Below are 23,014 nucleotides of genomic sequence, written 5' to 3' on the forward strand. Positions count from 1 at the left end.
TACGCTGCCGATGACGCCCGGCACGCCCGCGCTGACACAATTCCCCGTCAACGCGTGGCGCCGCGCGCAGGACCGCGCGCTGCAGGCGGCGCCGGCCGCCGCGCTGGGCTACGGCCATCCGGCGGGCGAGCCCGCGCTGCGCGAGGCCATTGCCCAATACCTGCGCGTGTCGCGCGGCGTGCATTGCGACGCCTCGCGCATCGTCATCACCGAAGGCGCACAGGGCGGGCTGGCGCTGTGTGTGCAACTGCTGACCAATCCTGGGGACACCGCCTGGCTGGAAGACCCCGGCTACCGCGGCGCCAAGTCCGCCTTCCATGCCGGCGACCTGAATGTGGTGGCCATGCGCGTCGACGCCGACGGCATCGTCATCCCGGAAAGCGCCTGGTCCCGCCAGCCGCCTCGTTTGATCCAGACGACGCCGTCGCACCAATACCCGACCGGTGCGGTGCTGTCGCTGACCCGCCGGCTCGATCTGCTGGAACGCGCGCGACGCGCCGGCGCGTGGATCATCGAAGACGACTACGACAGCGAGTTCCGCCACCAGGGCGAACCGATCGCCGCCATGCAGGGGCTGCTGCCGGACGCGCCGGTGCTGTATGTCGGCACGTTCAGCAAGACGATGTTCCCAGCCCTGCGCCTGGGCTTTCTGGTGTTGCCCGACGCCATCGCGCGCGAGGCCATGCCATCCATCATCGAAATGCAGCGCGGCGGTCACCGGCTGGAACAGCTCGCCATGGCCGCCTTTATCGAAAACGGCCAGTTCTCGCGTCATCTGGGCCGCATGCGGCGCCTGTACCGCGAACGCCAGGCGGCGCTGCGCGAGGCGCTGGCCTTGCATCTGGGGATCGAGCACGAGGTCCTGGGCGGGCACTGCGGCCTGCACCTGACCGTGCGGCTGCCGCCGGCCTATGCCGACACGGCGATCGTGACCGAGGCGCGCAAGCTGGGCATGAATCCGGGCGCGCTGTCGTCGTTTGCGCTGACGCCGCGTGCCGAGGACAACGGCCTGGTGATCGGCTACGGCAACACGGGTGCGGAGCGGTTTCCGGCGCTGGTGCGCCGGCTGCGGGACGTGGCGGTGGCCATAGCGAAAGCGGCTTAGGACTGGGTTAGTCCACCAGCCCGCCCAGCACCAGCAACGTCATGAACAGCCAGAACAGGAAGCCCAGAATCGAGCGCCGCAGCAGCGCCTTGATCGCGCCCCACAGGAACATCAGGCCCAGCGCCAGCAACACCAGATTGAAAATCGACGGGCTCATGCCCATCGCGCCGGCCAGCCCGCCATAGAAATCGGCCAGCGCGCCGCCCAGCCCGCCGAGCAGCCATTTGATCCCTGCAACGATGGCGCGCAGGCCCTCGCCAAGCATGCCGCCCAGCGTCGCGAAAAATCCGTCGTCGGCCGGCATCAGCGGCGCGTATCCACAAGCATGCGCACGGCCAGGCCGGCCAGCACGGTGCCCATCAGCCAGCGCTGCACCACCATCCACAGTGGGCGGCCCGCCAGGAACCCGGCAATGGAGCCGGCCATGATGGCGATCAGCGCGTTCACCGACAGGCTGATGACGACCTGCGTCATGCCAAGCGCCAGCGACTGGGTGAAGACGCTACCGTGGTCAGGCTGGATGAATTGCGGCAGCAGCGACACGTACATGACGGCGATCTTGGGATTGAGCAGATTGGTAAGCAGACCCATCGTGAACAATTGCCGCGGACTGCTCTTGGGCAGGTCATGCACCTGGAACGGCGAGCGGCCGCCCGGACGGATTGCCTGCCACGCCATGTACAGCAGATAGAGCGCCCCGCCAATGCGCAACGCGTCGTAGGCATAGGGCACAGCCATCAGTAAGGCGGTGATGCCGAACGCCGCACAGGCCACGTAGAAGATGAATCCCACCGCCACCCCGCCCAGCGAAATCAGGCCGGCCTGCGGCCCTTGCGAGATGGAGCGCGACACCAGATAGATCATGTTGGGCCCGGGCGTGAGCACCATGCCCAGCGCTACCAGGGCGAAAGTCAGCAGATGTGTCAGGTCAGGCATGGAGTGCCGGCGCGCGCCGGTCAGAAGTCGGGTCGTGACTGCACACCTTAGCCGAAAACTGTATCGGAACAGCGGAATTTTCGGGCGGGGTTGGCGGCTCGTCGCGCCGGCGATACAGTGGACCGCTCGACCCCTTCCTGTGGAGCGCAGCCCATGCCGAAACGTCATCCGTCCCCGGCAGACAGCCCCGCCGCGATCCGCGTCGGCATCGGCGGCTGGACCTTCGAACCGTGGCGCGGCGTCTTCTACCCCGACGACCTGCCCCATGCGCGCGAACTGGAATACGCCAGCCGGCAGGTCACGGCCATCGAGATCAACGGCACCTACTACGGCACCCAGAAACCCGACACCTTCGCCAAGTGGCGCGATGAAACGCCCGACGACTTCGTCTTTTCGCTGAAGGCATCGCGGTATTCGACCAACCGGCGCGAACTGGCCGGCGCCAAGGACTCGATTGCCAAATTCGTAAACAGCGGCATCGCCGAACTGGGACCGAAGCTGGGGCCCATCGTGTGGCAGTTCGCGCCGACCAAGCAGTTCGACCCTGAGGATTTTGGCGCCTTCCTGGAATTGCTGCCGGACAAGGTGGACGGTTTGCCGTTGCGGCACGCGCTGGACGTGCGCCATCCCAGCTTTGCCTGCGAGGAATACGTGGCCCTTGCGCGCCGCCATCGCGCGGCGACCGTGTACACCGATAGCGACGAGTTTCCCGCCATCGCCGATCGGACCGCGGACTTTGTCTACGCGCGGCTGATGCGCGCCAGCACGGCCTACAAGGCCGGTTACGCGCCCAAGGCGCTGGACGCCTGGGCGGAGCGATTCCGCATCTGGTCACGCGGCGCGGACCCGGACGACCTGCCGCTTATCGGCAAAGCGGCCTCCGGGAAAAAATCGCAAGACGTCTTCGCGTACTTCATCAATGGCGCAAAAGAACGCGCGCCGGCAGCGGCGCGCGCGATGATTCAACGCCTGTAGCGCCGGCGCACGCCGCTCGCGCCATTTGGCGCTTGCGGCCCCGCCGGTTGACAGCCTTATTCCGCGACGGGCGTGCGCATCGTCACAAACTCTTCGGCTGCCGTGGGATGGATGCCGATGGTGTCGTCGAACACCGCCTTGGTCGCCCCCGCCTTCAGCGCCACGGCCAGTCCCTGCACGATCTCGCCCGCCTCCGGACCCACCATGTGCACGCCCAGCACGCGATCGGTCTGCGCGTCGACGATCACCTTCATCAGCGTGCGCTCCTGCGATTCGGTCAGCGTCAGCTTCATGGGGCGGAAGCGGCTTTCGAAAAGCTGCACCTCGTAGCCGGCTTCGCGCGCCTCTTCGGTGGTCAGGCCCACCGTGCCGATGTTCGGCAGGCTGAACACCGCAGTGGGGATCAGCTTGTAGTCGACCTTGCGGTATTCGTGCGGGCGGAACAGGCGCCGCGCCACCGCCATGCCTTCGGCCAGCGCCACGGGCGTCAGCGGCACGCGGCCGATCACGTCGCCGATGGCCAGGATGGACGGCTCCGCGGTGCGGTATTCGTCATCGACCTCGATGAAGCCGTCTTTGCGCAGCTTCACGCCGGTGTTTTCCAGCCCCAGGTTGTCCAGCATCGGACGGCGGCCCGTGGCGTAGAACACGCAGTCGGTCTCGATGACGGAACCGTCCTTGCAGGTGGCGGCCAGCGATCCATCGGCGCGCTTGTCGATGCGCGCGACCTCGGTGTTCATGCGCAGGTCGATGCCCTTCTTGACCAGTTCGTCGCGCAGGTGTTCGCGCACGCCCAAGTCAAAGCCGCGCAGGAAGAGCGGGCCGCGATACGACTGGACGGTCTGTGCGCCCATGCCGTTGAAGATGGACGCGAACTCGACGGCGATGTAACCGCCGCCCACGACCAGCACGCGGCGCGGCAGCTCCTTCAGGAAGAAAGCCTCGTTGGAGGTGATGGCGAGTTCCTTGCCGGGAATGTCGGGCACCTGCGGCCAGCCGCCCGTTGCCACCAGAATGTGTTCGGCGCTATAGGTCTTGCCGTTGATTTCGACCTTGTGCGGATCGACGATGCGCGCGTGGCCTTCCAGCAGCGTCACGCCGCTGTTGACCAGCAGGTTGCGGTAGATGCCGTTCAGGCGCTCGATCTCGCGGTTCTTGTTGGCGATCAGCGTGGGCCAGTCGAATTTGGGCGCGTCCGCGCTCCAGCCAAAACCGTGCGCCTGCTCGAAGTCTTCGCTGTAGTGCGCGCCGTAGACCAGCAGTTTCTTGGGCACGCAGCCCACGTTCACACACGTGCCTCCCAGGTAGCGGCTTTCCGCCACCGCCACGCGCGCACCGAAACTGGCGGAAAATCGGGCCGCGCGTACGCCGCCCGAGCCCGCACCGATCACAAACAGGTCAAAGTCAAATGCCATGGGGTTTCCTTCGCGCGGCCTGCCGGCCGGCGTTCACTGTCCGGGAAAGCTGTATTTAACACCACGGTTGGAATACATTGGCCGCAGCCGGCCCCGCGCGCGGGCCCTTCATACGGAGTTCCTTCCATGTCGTTCGAAACCTGGCTGGCCTTCCTGGGCGCTTCCGCCCTGCTCGTCATGCTGCCCGGCCCCACCATTCTTACCGTTATCAGCTATTCGCTTACGCACGGCAAGCGCGCCCGGCTGCCGCTGGTGCTGGCCGTGGCGCTGGGCGATTCCACCGCCCTGGTGCTGTCGCTGCTGGGCCTGGGCGCGCTGCTCGCCGCATCCGCGTTCTGGTTCACGGTGGTCAAGACCGTTGGCGGCCTGTACCTGCTTTATCTGGGCTACCGGCTGCTGCGCGCCGGCGTGTCGCCCGCCACGCTGCCCGTTGCAACGGCGCCGGGTTCGCGTTGGAAGCTGTTTGCCAACACATACCTGGTGACCGCGCTGAACCCGAAGGGCATGATCTTCTTCGTGGCCTTCCTCCCGCAGTTCATCGATCCGGCACGAGACGTGACGCAGCAGTTGTGGGTGTTGTCGGCGACGTTTGTCGCCTGCGCCGGCATCAATGCCGCGGCCTATGCGATCTTTGCCGGCTCGGCCCGGCGCATGCTGGCGTCGCCGCGCGCGCAGCGCGGCTTCAACCTGGGTGGCGGCGCGCTGCTGTCGGCGGCCGGGGTGTGGGCCTTGCTGGCCCGCCGCGCTTAGCGTGACGAAAAGCACGGCGAAACGCGCGGCCGGCATCCCGCGCGTTTCAATCCGCGCCGCGCCAGGTTGCGCGTTACTTTGCCGCGGCCATCATGTATTCCACCGCGGCACGCAGCGTGGCGTCGTCAGCGGCCGAGCCGCCGCGCGGCGGCATGGCGCCCTTGCCTTTCAGCACGGTAAGCATCAGCGCGTCCGTACCCTGCGCCAGGAAAGGCGTCCAGGCCTGCTTGTCGCCCAGCTTGGGGGCATTGGCCACGCCGCTGGCATGGCAGACGACACAGGCGGACTTGTAGAGTTTTTCGCCGGCGGGATTGACGGCGGCAACGGTGTCAGCCGCGGCATGCTGGACGGGCAGGCCCGTCAGCGCAAGGGCAAAAAAGAGTCGAGCAAATTTGGGCATGGCGGAGATTCCAGGCTTTAGAAGGGGAACAACCCGGCAAGACACGCCGCGCGCGCCTTGCCGGCCGGCCATTACTGCGGGATGGGACCCGGCGCCTTGATCTGCTTCATCAGATCGTCGTTCCACTTGCCCTCGACCTTGATGTGCCCGGCCGCGCCCAGTTCAAAGGCTTCGATCAGGTTGTGGTTCAGGTAGGCGTACACGCCGGGTTGCTTGAACGTGTACAGCGCCGCCCCGGCGGAACCGCCGCGAATGAACCAGGTTTCCAGGTCCTTTTCGGGCGGGTTGTTGAACTTGCCGGTTTCCCAGACCCAGTCGCCGTGGCCGCCGATCAGGTGCGGGCGCGTGTCGCGGTTGGCTTGCGAATGGATGAGCAGCACGGTTTCGCCGACCTTGGCGGTGAGGGCGTTGTCGCCCGTCAGTGCGCCGACCTTGCCGTTGAAGACGATGTGCGACGGGGTCAGCTTGCGCATGACTTCCACCGTGTCGCCGTAGCTTTCGGCGAGGGTCGCGTAGTCCTTGTACTTGCCGTTGGCGTCCTTGGGGATGTAGAGGTCGAACTCGCCGATCGTGTAGACGCGGTCGTACTTCAGCGACTTGCCCTGCGGATCCTTCAGGCCATCGCGCGGCAGCACCATGATCGTGCCGCTCATGCCGGCCACCACGTGCCACGGCACCATGCCTTCAGGAGCACAGTGATAGACGAACGTGCCGGCGCGGTCGGCCTTGAAGCGCAGCGTGGCCTGTTCGCCGGGGTTCACGTTGGTGAGCTTGGCGCCGCCCAACGCGCCCGTCGCGGCGTGGAAGTCGACGTTGTGCGGCATGGCGTTGGTCTTGGGATTGACCAGGGTCAGCTCCACGTAGTCGCCCTCGTGCACGACCATCGTGGGGCCGGGCATGGATCCGTTGAAAGTCATGGCCTGCAGCGTGGTGCCCTTACCGTCGATGACCATTTTCTTTTCTTCGATGGTCATGGTGAATTCAACGACCTTGGGTCCCGACTTGGCCACCTGCTCATGCGGATGGACCATCGGCGGGGCAACCAGCGTGACCTTGGCGCGCGGCAGCGTGTCCGCATTCTGGGCGGAAGCCAGACCGCCTGCCATCGTGAACATCAGGGCGGCGGCAAGCAAGGTGGGGCGCAACGCGTTCATGTGCTACTCCTCTTTCGGTTTCTTCAAAGCCGAGTCTGTCGGCACCTCCATTGAAGAACCGCGAGCGATCGCGTTCTTTGCTGTAGCGCAAATTCGGGATAACCCTGCAAGCGCCCACACGTTGTCAGGGTGACCCCCAGGTGTCACCATCGACGCGTGGAAAATTTCACCACGCCCATAAGCGGACCGCCATGCCATCGCCCTTATGCCATGCCCTGCTGCGCAACCTGGACCTGTTCAGGCCGTTGTCCGATACGCAGCTTGATGCCGCACTGAAAGACGCCGTTCCATGCCGTCTTGAAGCCGGCGAAGCCGCCTACCGCCAAGGTGCGGAAGGCGCCCATTTCTTCGTGCTGCTGCACGGCTGCCTCAAGGTCACACAAATTACATCGGAAGGCGACCAAGTTGTCGTGAGATATGTCAATCCGGGCGATATGTTTGGCTTGGCTTGCGCGATGCGGCAGTCCTGTTATCCGGCCAGCGTGCTGGCCGTGCAGGAAAGCGTCTGCCTGGCGTGGCCGGCAGAAGCCTGGGAAGGCTTCATGGCCAGCCACCCGCAGTTGGGGGCGATCGCGCTGCAGACGATGGGACAACGCCTGCAGGACGCGCACATCCGCATCCAGGAATTGTCCACCGACGAAGTCGAGCAACGCGTCGCGCGCGCCATCCTGAGACTGGTCCAGCAATCCGGACAGCCCACGCACGACGGCATCGGCATCAGCTTTCCCATCACGCGCCAGGACGTGGCCGAGATGACCGGCACCACGCTGCATACGGTCAGCCGCCTGCTCAGCGACTGGAAACAGCGCGGCATCGTCAGCAGCGGCCGCAAGCGTATCGTCCTGCGGTCGCCCGCGGCGCTGACCCGGTTGTCCGAAAACGCGCAGCCCGCCATGGACTGCGCGTCGTGCCTGTCGTGCCGCAGCGGCTCGCCGGCCTAGCCCTCTTCGAGCACCAGCCGCACCCCCAGGTTGGCGGGCGGCACGCCGACTGAACAGGCGCCGCTCTTGGGGTCGCGGATGAAATCCGGCAGATACGCGATGTGCCGCCCCGCCGCGACGCGGATGCCGCAGTTGCGGCTGAGGTCGGCGTCTTCCGGCGACTCCGCCCCCGTTCCCGCGTCCAGCACGCGGCGTGAGTGACAGTCCGAAGTCCAATCCCACACGCTGCCCGCCATGTCCTTGACGCCCGCCGCGTTGGCGCCGTACTGACCGAACGGCCGCACCGCGGTTTCGGCGCCCTGCCCGCTGCGGCGGCTTTCCTGTTCGTATTCGGCCAGCCAGCGCTGCGCGGGGTCGCTGGGATCCTGGTTGTTGTCCTGCAAGGCCGCGGGCGGCGTTTCTTCGCGATACGCCTCGCCCGCCGCATAGATCCATTCCGCGTAGCGCGGCAAGCGATAGCGCTGACCCGTCGACCCGGACAACCACGCCGCGTAAGCCGAGGCGTCCGACCAGCTGATGCCCGTGGCGGGCAGATCCGGAGAATTGTCCTTGCGGTGTTCCGCGTCCAGCGGTTTGCAGGCGCCGGCGGCCACGCACGCCGCGTATTCCGCCTGGCTGACTTGCCGCGTCATGATGGCGACGCCGCGCGAATGCCGCGTGGTGATTGGCGCGGGCGTGACGGGATAACCGTTACGCAGGGCATCACCGGGCGGCTGATGGGTGACTTCACCGGGCGGCAGCCGCGTCAGTTCCGGCAATGCAAAGCGGGCCCGGTCTGCGGGCCCGCAAGCGGTCAACAACATTGAAAGGGCGGCGGCGATCGGAAGGAAGCGCATGCGGAGTTTCTCCGAAGCGCCCGCGCCGAACCGGCGCAGGCTTGGCTTCCATTGGACCGGGAGGCCGCCTTCGCAACGTTGCGCTGGCGCAAAGTCGCGAAGGCGCCGGGATCAGCCGCGCGCGGCCTTGGGGGTGAGCCGCGGTTCGACCAGCGCGGGCTTGCTGCTGAGCAGGCCCAGGATCACCTGCATGACCATCGCCAGCGCGCCCAGCAGGAACACCACGTCGCCGAACGTGCGGCCCCAGCGCAGGGTCTTGAGCAGGTCCTGCTGCATGAAGGCTTCGCTGCGGGCGTACCACATGCCTTCGCTGACGCTGGCGTGGAACTGGATCAGGCCCACCGGCAACAGGCTGGTGAAGATCATCAGCACAAGTCCGATGTTCATGCCCCAGAACGCCAGCTTCATGAGGCCCGGGTTCAACGCATACTGCGGACGGATGTAGCGCAGCACCAGCAGCGTGAAGCCCAGCGCCAGGAAGCCGTACACCCCGAACAGCGCGGCGTGCGCGTGCACCGGCGTGGTGTTCAGGCCCTGGATGTAATACAGCGAGATCGGCGGGTTGATCATGAAGCCGAAGACGCCAGCGCCCAGCATGTTCCAGAAGGCCACGGCCACAAAGCACATCAGCGGCCACTTCAGGTTGTCCATCCACGCGGCGCGGGTCTTCAGGCGCCAGTTTTCCCAGGCTTCGTAGCCCAGCACGATCAGCGGCACGACTTCCAGCGCCGAGAAGCTGGCGCCGACGGCCATCACGGGCGTGGTCGTGCCCGCGAAATACAGGTGGTGGAACGTGCCGGGAATGCCGCCCAGCATGAAGAGCGAGGCCGAGGCCAGGCTGGCGGTGGTGGCCATGCGGCGCGACACCAGACCCAGGGTCGAGAAAATGAAGGCCAGCGCCGTGGTGGCGAACACTTCGAAGAAGCCTTCGACCCACAGGTGGACGATCCACCAGCGCCAGTACTCCATGATGGTCAGGTGGGTGCGTTCGCCGTAGAAGAAGCCGGCGCCGTAGAAGAGACCAATGGCGCCGACGGAGGCCGTCAGCAGCGCCAGCAGGTTCTTGTCGCCACCCGGCGTGCGCAGCGCGGGCACGATGCCGCGCAGCATCAGCACCAGCCAGAAGCAGATGCCGGCAAACTTGCCGATCTGCCACAGACGGCCCAGGTCGACGTATTCATAGCCTTGGTGACCCAGCCAGAAATTCAGCTCGGGCGGCATGATCTGCGCAATGGCCAGGTAATTGCCGGCGAACGAGCCGACCACGACCAGCACCAGCGCCCAGAACAGGATGTCGACGCCGACCTTCTGGAACTTGGGATCGCGTCCGCCGTTGATCAGCGGGGCCAGGAACAGGCCGGCGGCCAGAAAGCCCGTTGCGATCCAGAACAGGGCGCTCTGGATATGCCAGGTGCGCACCAGCGAATACGGGAACCACTGCGAGACGTCGATGCCATAGAACTTCTGTCCTTCAACGGTGTAGTGCGCAGTGAAACCGCCCAGCAGCACCTGGAAGCCAAACAGCGCCACGACCAGGAACAGGTATTTGCCCAGGGCGCGCTGCGAGGGCGTCAGGGCGAAGGCGGTGAGCGGATCGCGCGCGGGCGCTTGCGGCTCTTCTTCTTCCTGGCCACGCATGAAGGCCCAGGCCCAGACCAGGAAGCCGATGCCCGCCAGCAGCACAACCACGCTGATGATGGACCACATGACGTTTTCGGCGCTGGGCTGGTTGCCGATCAGCGGTTCGTGCGGCCAATTGTTGGTGTAGGTGACCGGCATGCCTTCGCGTTCGGTGGCTGCGGCCCAGGCCGTCCAGAAGAAGAAATGCGTCAGCTGCGTGCGGCGCTTGGCGTCGGGCAGCGTGTTTTCCTTCATGGCGAAGCTCTCGCGGCTGCCTTGCAGGGCGGGCGCGTCGGAGAACAGCTGATCGTAGTAGGCCGCCGTCTGTTCGATGGCCTTCGCGCGGCGCGGCGTGAGGGTCAGCGTGTCGGTGGCTGCGTCGCTGCGATTGGCGCGGTATTCGGCCTTGAGCGCTTCGCGCAGCGCGGCCTGCTGCGGCGCGGGCAGTTGGGCGTAGGCTTGGCCGTGCTCGTCGCGCGCGGCCAGGTCCAGCCAGGCGGTCAGTTCGCGATGCAGCCAGTCGGCCGTCCAGTCAGGCGCCTGGTACGCGCCGTGGCCCCAGATCGAGCCGAGCTGCATGCCGCCGACGGATTGCCAGGCGGTCTGCCCGTCCAAGATGTCTTCGCGGCCAAACAGCGCGCGGCCATCGGACGTCACCACCTGCCCGGGAATGGGCGGCGCCTGGCGGTAGACCTCGCCGCCGTAGAAGCCGAGCAGCGCAAATGTGATCGCCACCACGGCGATCAACGTGAACCATAATTTCCGATACGGACCCATGATGGGAACGCCCTCCTGTGTTGCGGTTGGTTGGGTACGTGTCCTCATGCGAAATCCGTGCCAGAAAAAAACCACGCTGAATCAACAGCTTGGATTCGGCGTGGTGTTTTTTACTGTTGGCTGGACGGGTATAAATCACCGCCACGAGGTGAATTTGACCCTGCAATACCCTAGCGGCCGCCACCCCTACAATCGATCACGCCCGACCTGTTCCCTGCCGTCCGGCTACCCGGACCCTGAAGAAGGAATCGACTGGATGAATGCCACGCCGCTGCACATCGGCATCGTCGCCTGCTCCGCCGAGGGCGCCGCGCTCTGCTACCGCAGCTTGTGCGCCGAAGGCGCGCAGCGCATGGGCCCGCACGCCCATCCCGAGATTTCGCTGCATACCCATTCGCTGGCGGATTACGTCGCCTGCCTGGACGCCCGCGACCTGGACGGCGTTGCCGCCCTGATGTTGTCGTCGGCAGCCAAGCTGACCCGCGCCGGCGCGGATTTCCTGATCTGCCCGGACAACACCATCCACCAGGCGATGGACCGCGTCGTGGCGGACTCGCCGCGGCCGTGGTTGCACATCGCGCAGGAGGTCGCCGCCGTGGCGGCGGCGCGCGGTTACCGGCGGATCGGCATCCTGGGCACGCACTGGCTGGTGGACAGCGACGTCTACCCCGGGGTCCTGGCGGCACGTGGCCTGGACTACGCGCGGCCGCCGCAGGACGACCGCCTGCTGCTAGGCCGCATCATCATGGACGAGCTGGTCTACGGTGTGATCAAGCCCGCGGCGGTGGCGCAGTTGCAAGGCATCGTCGAACGCCTGAAAGACGACGGCTGCGACGCGGTCGTGCTGGGCTGCACAGAACTGCCGCTGGTGCTGAACGACGACAATTGCGCCCTGCCCACGCTGGATTCGACCCGCCTGCTGGCGCGCGCGGCGCTGGATCGTGCGCTGGCCCCCCGCCTTTGACGTTGCGCGGGGCGGCACGGCGCCCGGATTCCCTTCAGAGCTGATCCAGCCCGTACTGCCGCAACCGGCCCAGGTCCAGCACCTTGATCTGGTTGTACGCCAGCGCCAGCATCCCCTGGTCGGCCAGTGTCTGCAGCGCCTGGTTGACCCGCTGGCGCGACAGACCGGTCAGATACCCCAGTTCTTCCTGCGAAATCGCCAGGGTCAGGTCGGTGGAGGGATACAGCTGCGGATTGAAGAGCTGCGCCAGCGATTGCGCCACGCGCGCGTCGGCATCGAGCAAACGGTGGTTCTGGATGGACGCGATGAACTCGCCCATGCGGTCATTCAACTGGCCGATGACAAAGTGCGAAAACGGCAGGCTCGCTGACAGCAGCGCATGGAAGGTTGCGGCGGGCACCAGCATCACCAGCGACGGCTGGATGGCGACCACATCGTATTTGCGCAGCTCGCGCTTGATGACGCTGCCCTCTCCGAACCAGCCGCCCGGCGGCACGCCGGAAAACGTGCAACTGCGGCCGGACTCGTTGTAGATCGCCAGCTTGAGCAGCCCGCGGCTCACCCCCAGCCAGTAGTCCGACGGCGCATTGCGCCGCGCAATCCACGCCCCGCTTGCGAAGTGTTCCGCGCGCGAGGTCGCCAGCACCAGGTCCTGGTGCCGCGAATCCAGCGCACCGAACCACGGGCAGGCGCGGAACAGGGCTGGCAGTTCGTCGGAGGAAACTGTGTTTGAAACATCGGACATGGGAAGAACCGTGTAAAACTTGGGGATTGCGCCGCCGGCCGGGGGTCTGTCATGCAGGCGACAGACGCCATTTTCCGGCCGGCCTTAAGCTAGGGCAAGCGACGGGGATCAAACCCCGCAGACCTGGATAAGGGGCCACCCTGCCCCACTGGAGACAAGCATGACCGGCATGTTCGATCACGGCCTCGCGCGCCGCGAAGCCAATTACGAAGCCCTGACCCCGGTGGATTTCATCGCCCGCGCGGCGCAGGTCTATGGTCACAAGCTGGCCGTCGTCCACGGCAAGATCCGTCGCACGTGGGCGCAGACCTATGAGCGTGCCCAGCGCCTGGCCGGCGCGCTGGCGCAGGCCGGCATCCAGCGCGGCGACACGGTTGCCGTCATGCTGCCCAACATCCCCGCCATGGTGGAAGCGCACTTCGGCGTGCCCATGCTGGGCGCCGTGCTGAACACATTGAACACGCGGCTGGACGCGCCCAGCGTGCTGTTCATGCTGGGCCACGGCGAGGCCCGCGCGCTCATCATCGACACCGAATACGCCGAGGTCGCGCAGCGCGCCCGCGCCGAATTCCCGCACCTGAAGATCGTCTCGGTGCACGACCTGGAAGGCGCCGGCGCCACGTTGCCGGGCGCCGCCGACTACGAAGATTTCCTGGCCGCCGCGCCCGCCACCTACGACTGGAAGCCGCCCGCCGACGAATGGGACGCCATCGCGCTGAACTACACGTCCGGCACCACGGGCGACCCGAAGGGCGTGGTCTATCACTACCGCGGCGCCTACCTGAACGCGGTCAGCAACATCCTCGAATGGGACATGCCCAAGCATCCCGTCTACCTGTGGACGCTGCCGCTCTTTCATTGCAACGGCTGGTGCTTCGCCTGGACCATCGCGGCGCGCGCGGGCGTGAACGTTTGCCTGCGCAAGTTCGATCCCAAGACGGTGTTCGACCTGATCCGCGACGAAGGCGTCACCCACTACTGCGGCGCGCCCATCGTGCAGAGCGCGCTGGCCAACGCGCCGGCCGAACTGCGTGCAGGCATCACGCACACCGTGCGCACCATGGTGGCGGGCGCCGCGCCCGCGCCAGCCGTCATCGACAAGATGCGGGAGATCGGCTTTGAGCTGACCCACGTGTATGGCCTGACCGAAGTCTACGGACCGGCCGCCGTCTGCGCTTATCAAGACGCCTGGGACGCGCTGGACCCCGAGCGCCGCGCCCTGCTGACTGCGCGCCAGGGCGTGCGCTATCACCTGCAGGCCGGCGTGTCGGTGCGCAACCCGGAAACGATGGCCGAAGTGCCGCGCGATGAGGAAACCATCGGCGAGGTCATGTTCCGCGGCAACATCTGCATGAAGGGTTATTTGAAGAACGCGCGCGCGACCGAGGACGCCTTTGCCGGCGGCTGGTTCCATACCGGCGACCTGGGCGTGATGACGGCCGACGGCTATGTCCGCATCAAGGACCGCAGCAAGGACATCATCATTTCGGGCGGCGAAAACATCTCCAGCATCGAGGTCGAGGACGCGCTGTACCGGCATCCCGCCGTGGCGGCCGTGGCCGTGGTGGCCATGCCCGATCCCAAATGGGGCGAGACGCCCTGCGCCTTCGTCGAGCTCAAGCCCGGCTGCACCGCCACCGCCGAAGAGATCATCGCGCACTGCAAGCTGCTGTTGTCCGGCTTCAAGGTGCCGCGCGCGGTACGCTTCGGTGACCTGCCCAAGACCTCCACCGGCAAGATTCAGAAATTCGAGCTGCGCGCCGCGGTCGGCGCCACGTCCGCGATCGACGTGGCCAACCCCGGCAAGCCGGCCTGATCCGCTTAACCCATAAAACCAGGAGCGCCTACGCCATGACGTACCAAGCCCCCGTGAAAGACATGCTGTTCGTGTTGAACCATCTGGCCGGTCTGCCGCAGGTGGCCGCCCTGCCCGGTTTCGAGGAGGCCACGCCCGACACCGCGCAAGCCGTGCTGGAAGAATCCGCCCACTTCGCCGCCGAAGTCCTGGCGCCGCTGAACCACCCGGCGGACAAGGCGCCCAGCACCTGGCAGGACGGCGCGGTGACCACCGCCCCCGGCTTCAAGCAGGCCTTCCGCCAATATGCAGACGCCGGTTGGCAGGGCCTGTCCCACCCCGCCGAATACGGCGGCCAGGGGCTGCCCGGCCTGATCGGCTCGCCCTGCTCTGAAATGCTGAACGCCGCGAACCTGTCGTTCGCGCTGTGCCCGCTGCTGACCAACGGCGCCATCGAAGCCCTGATGACGGCTGGCTCGCCCGAGCTGCGCGAGCGCTTCATCGGCCCCATGATCTCCGGCCGATGGACCGGCACCATGAACCTGACCGAGCCGCAGGCCGGCTCGGACCTTGCCATGGTCCGCACGCGCGCCCAACCGGTGGGCGACGGCACGTACCGCCTGTCCGGCACCAAGATCTTCATCACCTATGGCGAGCACGACCTTGCCGAGAACATCCTGCATCTGGTCCTGGCCCGCCTGCCTGACGCACCCGAGGGCGTGAAGGGCATTTCGCTCTTTTTGGTGCCCAAGTTCCTGGTCAATGAAGACGGCTCGCTGGGCGCGCGCAACGACGTGACCTGCGTGTCCATCGAACACAAGCTGGGCATCAAGGCCAGCCCCACCTGCACGCTGCAGTTCGGCGACGCCGGCGGCGCGCTGGGTTACCTGGTCGGCCAGGAAAACCGTGGCCTGGACGCCATGTTCATCATGATGAACGCCGCCCGCTACGCGGTGGGCGTACAGGGCATCGCCATCGCCGACCGCGCCTACCAGCACGCGCTGGCCTATGCCGCCGAGCGCGTGCAGAGCCGCCCGGTAGACGGCTCGTCGCGCGACGCCGTGCCCATCATCCAGCATCCGGACGTGCGCCGCATGCTGGGCACCATGCGCGCCCTGACCGAAGCGGGACGCGCGCTGGCCTATGTGACCGCCGGTCATGCCGACCTGGCCCACGCCAGCCCCGACGCCGACGCGCGCAAGCGCCACCTGGCGATCCAGGAATACCTGGTGCCGATCGTCAAGGGCTGGTGCACCGAGATGTCGATCGATGTCGCGAGCCTGGGCGTGCAGGTCCATGGCGGCATGGGCTTCATCGAAGAGACCGGCGCCGCGCAGTTCTACCGCGACGCCCGCATCCTGACCATCTATGAAGGCACGACCGCTATCCAGGCCAACGACCTCGTCGGCCGCAAGACGCTGCGCGACGGCGGCGCCGTGGCGCGCGCGCTGCTGGACGCCGTGCGCCAGACCGAAGCCGACCTTCAGGCCCGCAGCGAGCCGGCCGCCGGCCGCATGCTCAAGCCGCTGCGCGAGGCCCGCGAAGCGCTGGCCAGCGCGGTCGAGTTCATTCTTGCCAACGCGGCCGGCAATCCCAATGCGGTCTTTGGGGCCGCGGTGCCTTACCTGCTGCTGGCGGGCACGACGTTCGCCGGCTGGCAGATGGCCCGCGCCCTGCTTGCCAGCCTGGACCTGCAGGCTGAAGACCCGGACTTCCACAACGCCAAGATCGCCACCGCGCAAGCCTTTGCGCTGCACAAACTGACGCAGGCGCCGGGCATGGCGGCGGTCGTGCTGGGCACGGCCGAGTACGACGTGCAGCCGTGACGCATTGCCCCGGCCTGCTCGCGCGGGCCGGGCTCAGCGGGTGATCGTCGTCGCGGCCGCCTCGGCGTGGATCCAGGCAAGAAAAGCCTCCACGGACGGACGCTTGGCGTGCCGCGCGGGGTAGACGGCAAAGTGCGCCTTCACCGCAATGGCCTTGGCCATTCCAAATACCGGCTGCAGGCTGCCCTGCGCCAGATGCATGCCGGCAATGGTGGCGCTTTCCAGCGCCACGCCCAATCCCTGCGCCGCCGCGTCCAGCGACATCTGCGCGCGGTCGAAGCGGATCGTGAAGTGATCCGGCGCACGCCGTTCCGAATAGCGCCCGAACCAGTCGGACCACTGAATGACGCTGACGTTGCTCTGGATCAGCGGCACGTCCAGCAACTGGTCGATGCGCTTGATGCCGTGTTCGCGAATGAACGCCGCGCTGGCCAGCGGCAGTATCCGTTCTTCGAACAGCGGCTCCACCACCACATCATCCCAATGCGGTACGCCGTAGCGGATGTCGATGTCCGACTGCCCCAGCGCGAAATCACTGTGCGAATGCGCGGCCGACAGGTTCAGCGCCACGTGCGGATGCGCCTCGGCAAACCGCCGCAGCCGCGGCATCAGCCACAAGCTGGCGATGCTGGGCGCGGAGTGCACATACAGGCTGTTGCTGACGCCCTGGCGCAGGTCTTCGGTGGCCGATGAGATCGCCGCAAGCGCCCCGCCGATTCGCACCAGATATTGTTCGCCCGCGCTGCTCAACCGCACCCCGTGCGCGCTGCGCTCGAACAGGCGCACGCCCAGGTCCGATTCCAGCCGCGAAATCTGGTGGCTGACCGCCGAAGCAGTCAGGTGCAATTCGGTAGCGGCGATGGCAAAGCTGCGGCGGCGCGCCACGGCTTCGAACGCCAGCAGGTTGACGATGGGCGGCAGCGCAGGCATGGGGTTGTCCCTGACTTCAGATGACGATTCGTCATCTTAGACTGATGACACATCGTTTGTCTTAATGCTAGACGGCCTCCAGAATGGTCCGCATCGATTCCATAACAAGGACAGGAGGAAGACAGATGTTGCTCAAGGACAAGGTGGCCGTGATTTCCGGCGGCGCTGGAATCAACGGACTGGGATTTGCCACCGCCCGCCAGATGGCTGCGCACGGCGCGCGCGTGGTGATCCTGGACCTGGAACGCGCCGAGCCCGCCCGCGCCGCCGCCCGGCTGGGCGACGGTCATCTGGGGCTGGTGGCGGACGTGACCGACAAGACGGCCTGCATCGCGGCCATCGAACAGGCCGTCAAGACGTTCGGCAGGATCGACATCCTGGTGAACAACGCCGGCATTACGCAGCCGGTCAAGACGCTGGAGATCACCGGCGCGGACTACGACCGCATCCTGGACGTGAGCCTGCGCGGCACGCTCTACCTGTCGCAGGCCACCCTGCCCGCCATGCAGGCGCAACGTTCGGGGTCCATCGTCTGCATCTCGTCGGTATCGGCCCAACGTGGCGGCGGCATCTTCGGCGGACCGCACTACTCCGCCGCGAAGGCAGGCGTGCTGGGTCTGGCGCGGGCCATGGCGCGCGAGTTCGGCGGCGACGGCATCCGGATCAACTGCATCACGCCCGGGCTGATCGAAACCGACATCACGCAAGGCAAGCTGTCCGCCGAGCGCAAGGCCGACATTGAAGGCACCATCCCGCTGGCACGCCTGGGCCGGGCGGACGACGTGGCGGGCGCGTGCGTGTTCCTGGCGAGCGACCTGTCGGCGTACTGCACGGGCATCACGCTGGACGTCAACGGAGGCATGTTGATTCACTGATCCGCAGCACCCCACAAAAAATTGGAGGAGACATCATGAAAAGCAGAAAAATGCTTCAGGCGGGCCTGGTCCTGGCCGCCGCCACCCTGCTGCCGCTGGCGGCGCAGGCGCAAAACCTCAAGCTGACGCTGGGCCACGGCGCAGCCGTCGGTAATCCCCGCCACGACGCATCGGTGAAGTTTGCCGAGGTGCTGAAGGCAAAGACAGGCGGGCGCATCGAAGTCCAGGTCGCGCCGTCCGCGCAGCTGGGCGACGACGCCGCCATGGTGACCGCGCTGCGCACGGGCGCCCTGGACATGAGCGCCAACTCCCAGGGCGCCGTCGCCGCCGCCGTGCCGGAGTACGCCGCCTTCGGCATGCCATTCCTGTTCCCGGACGCCAGCGCGGCATTCAAGCTGCTGGACGGGCCGCTGGGCAAGGAGCTGGCCGACAAATCGGCCGCCAAGAACCTGATCCTGCTGGGCACCTGGGACAACGGCATCCGCCAGATGACCAACAGCAAGCATCCCATCAACAAGGTCGAGGACATGAAGGGCCTGAAGATGCGGGTGCCGCCCGACGCGACGCTGGTCGACATCATGAACGCCCTGGGCGCGCAGGCGCAGCAGATCAAGTTCGCGGAACTGTATGTGGCGTTGCAGCAGGGCGTGGTGGACGGCCAGGAGAATCCGCTGGTGAACTTCGAGGCCAGCAAGCTGTATGAAGTGCAGAAGCACCTGGCGATGACCAATCACCAGTTCCAGATGACGCCCTTCCTGATGAGCAAGCGCACCTGGGACCGGCTGAGCGACGCCGACCGCAAGGCCGTGCGTGAAGCCGCCGACGAAGCGTCGGCATTTCAGCGCAAGCTGAGCCGGGATGCCGACACGCGGCTGCTGGCGGATCTGAAAGCCAAGGGCGTGCAGGTCACGACGCCGGACACCGCCGCCTTCGCCAAGGCCACCGCGCCGGTCGACGAAAAATGGCTGGCCGGTCCCATCGGCCCGTACGTGAAGAAGGTTCTGGCCGCGGCGCGCGGCAACTGATATGTCCTTTCGGCCGCCCCGTCCCGTCCCTCGCGACGGCACGGCGGCGGACCGGCCACAAGGCAGGAGACAACATGAATACCGATCGACACGGACTGATCGGCAGGGTCATCGACGGCATATGCCGCGTGATCCTGTGGCTGTCCACCACGGTGATCTTCGTGATCCTCGTCGTCAACACCGCACTGCGATACGCAACCGGTTCAAGCCTGGAATGGGCCAACGAGATCCCTGAACTGCTTTTTCCCTGGCTCGTCATGTCAGGGGTTGTGCTGGCCGCGCTGCACAACGCGCATATCGCCACCACGTTCCTGATGGACGCCTTGCCGGCTCATGCCCGCCGCGTGGTCGCGGCCGTGGCCTGGAGCGTGGTCGCCGTCCTGTACGCCACGCTGTCCTGGGCAACGTTCAACATGATCGAGATCGTCCACGACGAAAAATCCCCCATCCTGCAAATGCCCGGCTCGCTCACCTACGGGTGCGTGATGGGCGGCATGCTGCTGCTCGCCGTGCTGGCGGGGCAGTCGGCGTGGCAGAGCTGGCATTGCCGCGACGCTGCGGCGCAGCCCGACGGCGAGCCGCAGGCGCCCGCCGTGCACTGGTGACGGGAGAACAGCCATGAGTGCATTGATTCTGATCGTCTTCATGGGCGCCGCCGTCGCGGCCATGCCCATCGCCCACGCCTTGCTCGTCGCCGCCATGGCGGCCGTCGCCAGCACGGACCGCGTGCCGCTGGACGTGGTGGTCCAGCAGATGGTCTCGCAGGTGCAGAGTTTTCCCCTGATCGCCATTCCGTTCTTCATGCTGACCGGGTCGCTGATGATGGGCGGCAAGCTCGGCGAAGCGCTGGTGGGCGTGCTGTCCGCGCTGATCGGCCGCTATCACGGCGGACCCGCGCAGGTCGGCGTGCTGTCGTCCACGCTGTTCGGCGGCGTGTCGGGCTCGGCGGTGGCGGATGCGTCGGCCATCGGCTCGCTGATGATTCCGTGGCATAAGCGGCTGGGCTACCCGGCCGCCTTCTCGGCCGCCACGCTGGCCGCCGCCGCCACCATCGACATCCTGATTCCGCCGTCGATCCCGCTGATCCTGTTTGCCCTTACCGCCAATGCGTCGATCGCGTCGCTGTTCGTCGCGGGGATTCTGCCCGGCCTGCTGCTGTGCGGCGGCTTCATGCTGGCCTGCTGGTGGGTGGGCCGCCGCCGCAACTTTCCCCGCGACACGTCGCCATTCAACGGCGCGGCGTTCCGCCGGCACCTGCTGTATGCCTTGCCCGCCGTCGTTCTGCCGCTGCTGATCATCGTGTTCCTGCGGTTCGGCATTGCCACGCCGACCGAGGTCGCGGTCCTGTCCACGTTCTACGCGGGCCTGGTGTCGGCCGTGATGTACCGCGATCTGTCGTGGTCGCGGCTCAATGCCGCCATCGTCCATGCGGGGCTGGCGACGGGCGTGGTCCTGCTGGTGATCATGGCGTCGTCGGCCATCGGCTGGCTGCTGACCTTCGACCAGACGCCGCAGGGCATCGCGCATTGGGTCCAGGAAAACGTCCACGCCAAATGGCTGGTCATCCTGCTGATGAACCTGATGATGCTGTTTCTGGGCATGTTCATCGACCTGCCCGCCGCCGTGCTGCTGCTGGCGCCGGTGTTCGTGCCGCTGGCGCAGAGCATCGGCATGGACATGACGCAGCTGGGGGTGATGATGGTCGTGAACCTGGCCATCGGCCTGTACACGCCACCCGTCGGCACCACGCTTTTCATCACCAGTGCATTGGCCAAAGTGAAGGTCGGCCAGACCGTGCGCGAGCTGGCGCCCTTCTATCTAGTCGCCTTTGCGGTGCTGGGACTGGTGTCCTACGTGCCCGCCAGCATCCTGAAATGAACCCCACACCATGAATAGGGAGCTTCGAATGGAGCAGTCCAAATCTTTGAGCGACCTGGCGTCCGCCGCCTGGCGCATCCGCCGCTACGCGGTCCGCATGGGCGAAGTCCAGGGCCAGGGCTACATCGGCCAGGCGCTCGGCTGGGCCGACGTGCTGGCCGTCGCCTACCGCCACGCCATGAACGTGCAGCCCGGCGACGCGCAATGGGAAGGCCGCGACCGCTTTCTCCTGTCGCATGGCCACTACGCCATTGCCCACTACGCGGCGCTGATCGAGGCCGGCGTCATCCCGGAGAGCGAACTCGACACCTATGGCAGCGACGACAGCCGCCTGCCCATGTCCGGCATGGCGACCTACACGCCGGGCATGGAAATTTCGGGCGGATCGCTGGGCCAGGGCCTGTCCATCGGCGTCGGCATCGCGCTGGGGCTCAAGCACAAGCGCAATCCGGCCTTCGTCTACAACTCCATGTCGGACGGCGAGCTGGACGAGGGCTCGACCTGGGAAGCGGCGATGGGCGCTGCGCATCACGAACTGGACAACCTCATCTGCCTGGTCGACATCAACAACCAGCAGGCGGACGGCCCGTCGGGCAAGGTGATGGGATTCGAGCCGCTGGCTGACAAGTGGGCAGCCTTTGGCTGGCACGTGCAGCGCGTGGACGGCAACGACCTGCCCACCGTCGTGCAGGCGTTCGATACCGCGCGCGCGCTGCCCGACGCCAAGCCGCGCGTCATCCTGTTTGATACCCGGATGGGCAAGGGCATCCCGTTTCTTGAGCAACGCGAGAAAAACCACTTCATCCGCGTCGACCCACCGGAATGGCAACAGGCGCTCGACATCCTGGACCAGAACCGCCCCACCCCCACGACCGAAGGAGTCTGGTCATGAGCCGCGCCAGCACCCAGCAAAAGCCCCGCCTCACCACGTCCGCGATGATCGCGTCGATTGCCTCGGAGGGGCAGCGCGTCCGCGCGGCGCCCTTCGGCAAGGCGCTGGTCGCGTACGCGGAATCACGTCCGGACGTCGTGGGCCTGACGGCCGACCTGGCCAAATACACCGACCTGCACCTGTTTGCGCAGGCGTATCCCGAGCGCTTTTACCAGATGGGCATGGCCGAACAGCTGCTGATGGGCGCGGCGGGCGGTATGGCCAAGGAAGGCCTGGTGCCGTTCGCCACGACTTATGCGGTGTTTGGCACGCGGCGCGCCTACGACTTCATCCATCAGGTGATCGCCGAGGAAGACCTCAACGTCAAGATCTGCTGCGCGCTGCCCGGGCTGACGACCGGCTACGGCCCCAGCCACCAGGCCACCGAAGACCTGGCGATGATGCGCGGCATTCCCGGCCTGACCATCGTCGACCCGTGCGATGCGCTGGACATCGAACAGGCCGTGCCGCAGATCGCCGAACACCAGGGCCCGGTGTACATGCGCCTGCTGCGCGGCCAGGTGCCGCTGGTGCTGGACGAGATCGAGGGCTACCGGTTCGAGCTGGGCAAGGCAAAGATGCTGCGCGAAGGCAGCGACGTGCTCATCATTGCCAGCGGCATCATGACGATGCGCGCGCTGGAAGCCGCCGAGGACCTGGCGCGCGACAACATCGGCGTGGCGGTGATGCACAGCCCGACCATCAAGCCGCTGGACGAGGCCAGCCTGGTCGAGGCGGTACGCTACAAGCACCGGCTGGTGGTCGTGGCCGAGAACCATTCGGTGATCGGCGGACTGGGCGAAGCGGTGGCCAGCGCATTGCTGCGGCACCGCGTGCAGCCGGCGGGGTTCCAACTGGCCGGTCTGCCGGACGCGTTTCTGGATGCCGGCGCCCTGCCCACCCTGCATGACCGCTACGGCATCAGCCGCGAAGCGCTGGCCGGCCGCATCAAGCGCTGGCTGGCGTGACTGGAAAACGGCGGGCGCGCGCGGCTAGATGCGCGCCTGTCCGTCAGCGGGACACACCGCGCGCACCCCGCGCGGCACCGTCGCCGCCCAGAACCCCAACGCCGCCACGCTGATGCCCGCGCCCAGCACACACACGCCCAACCAGCCGGCGCGGGCGTACACGGCGGT

At 66.6% G+C, this 23,014-nt stretch carries 22 protein-coding genes; 13 read left to right on the plus strand and 9 right to left on the minus strand.

The genetic code is table 11. The features are described from left to right. Positions 1-1,105: PLP-dependent aminotransferase family protein (locus B3446_RS23250; protein ID WP_291385722.1), on the plus strand; the 1,105-nt coding region annotated here is incomplete at its 5' end. Between the two features lie 7 nt (positions 1,106-1,112). On the opposite strand, the gene B3446_RS23255 is transcribed toward B3446_RS23250, so the two are convergent. Beyond that, positions 1,113-1,409: a hypothetical protein gene (locus tag B3446_RS23255; protein WP_191576901.1), complete on the minus strand. Its 297-nt coding sequence runs from the start codon at positions 1,407-1,409 to the stop codon at positions 1,113-1,115. Continuing rightward, positions 1,409-2,041, minus strand: coding sequence for a LysE family translocator (locus B3446_RS23260; RefSeq protein WP_056569853.1), 633 nt, complete (start codon positions 2,039-2,041; stop codon positions 1,409-1,411). The genes B3446_RS23255 and B3446_RS23260 overlap by 1 nt, the downstream gene beginning before the upstream one ends. A gap of 153 nt (positions 2,042-2,194) precedes the next feature. On the opposite strand from B3446_RS23260, the gene B3446_RS23265 reads away from it, so the two are divergent. Next, on the plus strand, positions 2,195-3,016 hold the full coding sequence (locus B3446_RS23265) for a DUF72 domain-containing protein (protein ID WP_291385725.1): 822 nt from the start codon (positions 2,195-2,197) through the stop codon (positions 3,014-3,016). A 56-nt stretch (positions 3,017-3,072) separates the two neighbouring features. Here the strand turns inward: B3446_RS23265 and gorA are convergent, their stop codons facing one another. Then, entirely contained in the window at positions 3,073-4,431 is a 1,359-nt protein-coding gene (gene gorA, locus B3446_RS23270) for a glutathione-disulfide reductase (RefSeq protein ID WP_291385727.1), read from the minus strand. Between the two features lie 126 nt (positions 4,432-4,557). Between gorA and B3446_RS23275 the strand changes: the two genes are divergently transcribed. Further along, positions 4,558-5,181 carry a LysE family translocator gene (locus B3446_RS23275; protein ID WP_291385729.1) on the plus strand — a complete coding sequence of 208 codons (624 nt, stop codon included), beginning with the start codon at positions 4,558-4,560 and terminating at the stop codon, positions 5,179-5,181. A gap of 73 nt (positions 5,182-5,254) precedes the next feature. On the opposite strand, the gene B3446_RS23280 is transcribed toward B3446_RS23275, so the two are convergent. Together B3446_RS23280 and nirK are read right to left on the minus strand one after the other, a co-directional pair. Further along, on the minus strand, positions 5,255-5,581 hold the full coding sequence (locus tag B3446_RS23280; protein WP_175124088.1) for a c-type cytochrome: 327 nt from the start codon (positions 5,579-5,581) through the stop codon (positions 5,255-5,257). 71 nt (positions 5,582-5,652) lie between these two features. Beyond that, positions 5,653-6,735: a copper-containing nitrite reductase gene (gene nirK / locus B3446_RS23285; RefSeq protein ID WP_191576906.1), complete on the minus strand. Its 1,083-nt coding sequence runs from the start codon at positions 6,733-6,735 to the stop codon at positions 5,653-5,655. 191 nt (positions 6,736-6,926) lie between these two features. On the opposite strand from nirK, the gene B3446_RS23290 reads away from it, so the two are divergent. Beyond that, the gene (locus B3446_RS23290; protein WP_291385731.1) at positions 6,927-7,676 is read left to right on the plus strand and encodes a Crp/Fnr family transcriptional regulator; all 750 of its coding nucleotides are present in this window, start codon (positions 6,927-6,929) and stop codon (positions 7,674-7,676) included. Here B3446_RS23290 and B3446_RS23295 read toward each other — a convergent pair. Both B3446_RS23295 and B3446_RS23300 read right to left on the minus strand, forming a co-directional pair. Next, a complete protein-coding gene (locus B3446_RS23295) occupies positions 7,673-8,512 on the minus strand; it encodes an SUMF1/EgtB/PvdO family nonheme iron enzyme (protein WP_291385733.1) in 840 nt (279 codons plus the stop codon). The genes B3446_RS23290 and B3446_RS23295 overlap by 4 nt on opposite strands. A gap of 111 nt (positions 8,513-8,623) precedes the next feature. After that, entirely contained in the window at positions 8,624-10,909 is a 2,286-nt protein-coding gene (locus tag B3446_RS23300) for a nitric-oxide reductase large subunit (RefSeq protein WP_291385752.1), read from the minus strand. A gap of 256 nt (positions 10,910-11,165) precedes the next feature. Between B3446_RS23300 and B3446_RS23305 the strand changes: the two genes are divergently transcribed. Beyond that, positions 11,166-11,873: an aspartate/glutamate racemase family protein gene (locus B3446_RS23305; RefSeq protein ID WP_291385735.1), complete on the plus strand. Its 708-nt coding sequence runs from the start codon at positions 11,166-11,168 to the stop codon at positions 11,871-11,873. Between the two features lie 34 nt (positions 11,874-11,907). Here the strand turns inward: B3446_RS23305 and B3446_RS23310 are convergent, their stop codons facing one another. Next, a complete protein-coding gene (locus B3446_RS23310) occupies positions 11,908-12,618 on the minus strand; it encodes a Crp/Fnr family transcriptional regulator (protein WP_291385737.1) in 711 nt (236 codons plus the stop codon). 160 nt (positions 12,619-12,778) lie between these two features. Here B3446_RS23310 and B3446_RS23315 point away from each other — a divergent pair, with 160 nt between their 5' ends. Both B3446_RS23315 and B3446_RS23320 read left to right on the plus strand, forming a co-directional pair. Then, on the plus strand, positions 12,779-14,434 hold the full coding sequence (locus B3446_RS23315; protein ID WP_291385740.1) for an acyl-CoA synthetase: 1,656 nt from the start codon (positions 12,779-12,781) through the stop codon (positions 14,432-14,434). Between the two features lie 35 nt (positions 14,435-14,469). Further along, positions 14,470-16,239, plus strand: coding sequence for an acyl-CoA dehydrogenase (locus B3446_RS23320; RefSeq protein WP_291385742.1), 1,770 nt, complete (start codon positions 14,470-14,472; stop codon positions 16,237-16,239). Between the two features lie 33 nt (positions 16,240-16,272). Here B3446_RS23320 and B3446_RS23325 read toward each other — a convergent pair whose 3' ends face one another. Continuing rightward, a complete protein-coding gene (locus tag B3446_RS23325) occupies positions 16,273-17,169 on the minus strand; it encodes a LysR substrate-binding domain-containing protein (RefSeq protein WP_218343404.1) in 897 nt (298 codons plus the stop codon). Between the two features lie 125 nt (positions 17,170-17,294). Here B3446_RS23325 and B3446_RS23330 point away from each other — a divergent pair, with 125 nt between their 5' ends. The 6 genes from B3446_RS23330 to B3446_RS23355 all read left to right on the plus strand — a co-directional run bounded on the left by B3446_RS23330 (position 17,295) and on the right by B3446_RS23355 (position 22,846). Continuing rightward, on the plus strand, positions 17,295-18,044 hold the full coding sequence (locus B3446_RS23330) for an SDR family NAD(P)-dependent oxidoreductase (protein WP_175138496.1): 750 nt from the start codon (positions 17,295-17,297) through the stop codon (positions 18,042-18,044). Positions 18,045-18,079: 35 nt separating this feature from the next. Continuing rightward, a complete protein-coding gene (locus B3446_RS23335; protein WP_175124079.1) occupies positions 18,080-19,069 on the plus strand; it encodes a TRAP transporter substrate-binding protein in 990 nt (329 codons plus the stop codon). Between the two features lie 74 nt (positions 19,070-19,143). Continuing rightward, positions 19,144-19,674, plus strand: coding sequence for a TRAP transporter small permease (locus B3446_RS23340; protein WP_175138498.1), 531 nt, complete (start codon positions 19,144-19,146; stop codon positions 19,672-19,674). 13 nt (positions 19,675-19,687) lie between these two features. Next, a complete protein-coding gene (locus B3446_RS23345) occupies positions 19,688-20,947 on the plus strand; it encodes a TRAP transporter large permease (RefSeq protein ID WP_175124077.1) in 1,260 nt (419 codons plus the stop codon). 28 nt (positions 20,948-20,975) lie between these two features. After that, positions 20,976-21,839, plus strand: coding sequence for a transketolase (locus tag B3446_RS23350; RefSeq protein WP_409558301.1), 864 nt, complete (start codon positions 20,976-20,978; stop codon positions 21,837-21,839). Continuing rightward, a complete protein-coding gene (locus B3446_RS23355) occupies positions 21,836-22,846 on the plus strand; it encodes a transketolase family protein (protein WP_291385750.1) in 1,011 nt (336 codons plus the stop codon). Before B3446_RS23350 ends, B3446_RS23355 begins: the two co-directional genes overlap by 4 nt. Positions 22,847-23,014 lie beyond the last annotated feature (168 nt).

The sequence above is a fragment of the Achromobacter sp. UBA5777 genome (genome assembly GCF_002418565.1).
Classification (GTDB): domain Bacteria; phylum Pseudomonadota; class Gammaproteobacteria; order Burkholderiales; family Burkholderiaceae_B; genus Achromobacter; species Achromobacter animicus.